The organism is Microbacterium sp. HMWF026, from assembly GCF_003061325.1.
GTDB lineage: Bacteria > Actinomycetota > Actinomycetes > Actinomycetales > Microbacteriaceae > Microbacterium > Microbacterium testaceum_E.
This window is the reverse complement of the sequence record NZ_QAJB01000216.1, coordinates 815-3,528: the sequence shown is the minus strand read 5'-3', so window position 1 is coordinate 3,528 and position 2,714 is coordinate 815. Positions and strand designations below refer to the sequence as shown.

At 67.4% G+C, this 2,714-nt stretch carries 4 protein-coding genes and 1 pseudogene; all 5 read right to left on the bottom strand.

Annotation, left to right across the window (positions count from 1 at the left end):
* A pseudogene (locus DBR36_RS08905) lies at positions 1 to 288 on the bottom strand (hypothetical protein); the annotation flags it as partial.
* 64 nt (positions 289 to 352) lie between these two features.
* Entirely contained in the window at positions 353 to 955 is a 603-nt protein-coding gene (locus tag DBR36_RS08900) for a DUF305 domain-containing protein (protein ID WP_058233676.1), read from the bottom strand.
* Between the two features lie 88 nt (positions 956 to 1,043).
* Positions 1,044 to 1,511, bottom strand: coding sequence for a DUF6153 family protein (locus DBR36_RS08895; protein ID WP_076677829.1), 468 nt, complete (start codon positions 1,509 to 1,511; stop codon positions 1,044 to 1,046).
* Between the two features lie 90 nt (positions 1,512 to 1,601).
* A complete protein-coding gene (locus tag DBR36_RS08890; protein ID WP_076677831.1) occupies positions 1,602 to 2,006 on the bottom strand; it encodes a four-helix bundle copper-binding protein in 405 nt (134 codons plus the stop codon).
* Positions 2,007 to 2,098: 92 nt separating this feature from the next.
* A partial coding sequence (locus DBR36_RS08885; protein ID WP_146185293.1) for an HAD-IC family P-type ATPase occupies positions 2,099 to 2,714 on the bottom strand: 616 nt, incomplete at its 5' end.

Below are 2,714 nucleotides of genomic sequence, written 5' to 3'. Positions count from 1 at the left end.
CAGGCCCATCGCGTCGAAGTCCGTCTTCGCCAGGCGGGCGCCCAGCTCACCGTCACGGGTGACGGTGAAGATGCCCTCGTGGGTTCCGATGAGGAACCCATCGGTGGCGGGGTCATCAACGATGCCGTGCACGTGCGTGAGCGGCTGCTCGGGGTGGTCGTCACCTGTGAGGGACGGTGAACTGGCGCAGCCTGCGAGAGCAAGCGCGACCATGGGGACGAAGGCGGCCAAGGACAGGGCGCGGGTGCGGGAGCCCGGCGCGGTGAGGTTGGTGTGGTGGTGCTGCATGGGGGTGCGTTTCGTCTGATCCGGTGGTGGGGTGCGGTGGCTTTCCGCGCCCCACCACGGGTGATCAGAGAGTGGCCAGAAGCTCCTCCATGGTGGCGATCTCGGACGTTTGCGATTCGACGATCTGGTTGGCCAGGGCGACGGCGTCACTGTTTTGGCCGTTGCCGGTTTCTTCTTGCGCCATCTCGATCGCACCGCGGTGGTGCTCGATCATTTGCTGGAGGAACAGGCGGGCAGCGTCCGTACCGGTGGCCTGCTCGAGCGACTGCATGTCTTCTTCGCTCATCATGCCGCCGCCGTGGTCCATGCTGCCGGTGTCGGGGGCGCTGGCGCCCCAGTCCTCCAACCAGCCTTCCATCTGCGCGATTTCAGGTTCCTGGGCGGCCTTGATCTGCTCCGCCAGCGCGGTCACCCGCTCGTCGATGCCGTCTTTGGCCAGGAGGGTGTCGGACATCTCGATCGCTTGCGTGTGGTGCTCGATCATCATGGTGGCGAACATGACGTCCGCTTCGTTGGCGTCAGCAGATTGCGCGGGGGTAGCGCTGCTGCTGCTTCCGTGGTCCATTCCGGGCATGCTGCCGCCGGAGGTGGTTCCGCCGGAGCATCCGGCGAGGACGAGAAGGCTGGTGAGGGTGAGCGCGGCGGTCGCCGCGGCGCGGGTGTTCATGGTGGTGTTCTCCATTAGTCAGTGATGAGGCGCGACGGTTGTCGAGCCGGAAGGTGCGTTGCCCGCATGGAGGCGGGCGGACGCGTCATCACGTGCGACTGATGCAGAGAACGGTAAGTGAGGGCGGCGGAACCGGGTGGGCCGATGCGGGCGATCGGGGGTGGATCATGGCGAGTACGTCGTCTCGCAGGGTGATCCGCCAGCCGATCCGCAGCCGCGCGAACAGGATCACGCTGACAAGCAGCGCGAGAACGCAGACCATCCAGGTCATCGCGTGATCGTCGCCGCAGTCGGTGCAGCCTGCATGATCCGTGGCGGCGGTGGTGGTGTTCACCGCTGCGGTACCGGGAGAGGCGTCGTGGTGGGCGCTGGGTGGTGCCGGCTCGGCGCTGACGGCCACCGTGCCGCCGTGGCCGGCGGTGGTGGCGTGGGTGTTGAGGGAGTGCATGGCCAGGAGCCCCGCGATGACGGCGCCGACGACAGCCAGCATCATCAGGAGGGTGCGGGTGACCGCGCGCTGGCCACGCAACTGGTGTGCAAGGGCAATCAGCGACATTCTCACCTCCTGATGGATTTCTAGGCTAACTTTTCCCGGCAGTGACGGCGGGCTCTGGACCCGTCGGGGTGGGTCGTTGGTGTGCCGCGGTTACAACGCCGCGAGAAGGTCGGTGCACGCCTGCTCACAGCGACGGCACGCCTCTGCGCAGACGCGGCAGTGCTCGTGCATGTCGGCGTGCTGCTCGCATTCCTGCGCGCAGGAGGCACACGCGGTGCGGCACGCCTCCACAACAGCGCGAACCACATCGGCGTCCACCGTCGTCTGTCGAGAAAGCACCGCACCGGTCGCGGCGCATACGTCGGCGCAGTTGGCGTTCTTGGTGATGCACGTCACCAGCTCGGCCACCATGTCCTCCGACAAGCAAGCGTCGGCACACGCGGTGCAGGTCTGCGCGCACTCGATGCACGCCTGGATACAGCGGGCGAGGGCGTCCGCAGCGTCAATGGTTCCGGCCTTGGGGTGCGTGGTGAGCATCTGGTCAACAGCAGTCATGGTCGCTGGTCCTTTCCCGGGGACCGTCCCCGGCGCCTGCCACGATAAAAGCGGGCGCCGAGCGCGACCCGGGGGTTGCGGGCGCGGGGAAACTACTTCGCGGCGACGGCTTGCGGGCTGAGGTCGAGCCGGCGAAGAAGTTGCGCGTTGAGTGCGACGACGATCGTGGACAGCGACATCAGGATCGCTCCGACGGACATGGGGAGGACGAACCCGATAGGGGCGAGCACTCCGGCGGCGAGGGGGACGGAGACGAGGTTGTATCCGGCGGCCCACCACAGGTTCTGCTTCATCTTCCGGTAGCTGGCCCGCGACAGGTCGATCACGGACAGCACGGAGCGGGGGTCGTCGCTGGCGAGGATGACCCCGGCGGACGCGATGGCGACGTCGGTGCCCGCGCCGATGGCGATACCGACATCGGCTTGCGCGAGGGCGGGTGCGTCGTTCACCCCGTCACCAACCATGGCGACCTTGCGGGATTCGTTCTGAAGCTGCTTGACCTTGGATGCCTTGTCTTCGGGGCGGACCCCGGCGAAGAAGCGGTCGATGCCGAGGTCGGCGGCGACGGATGCGGCAACCGCTTCGGCGTCTCCGGTGATCATGACCACCTGCACGCCCCGCTGGTGCAGCGCGTCGACCGCGGCGCGCGATTCAGGGCGGATCTCATCCGCCAGGCGCAGCGCTCCTGCCATCTGCCCGTCGATGAGA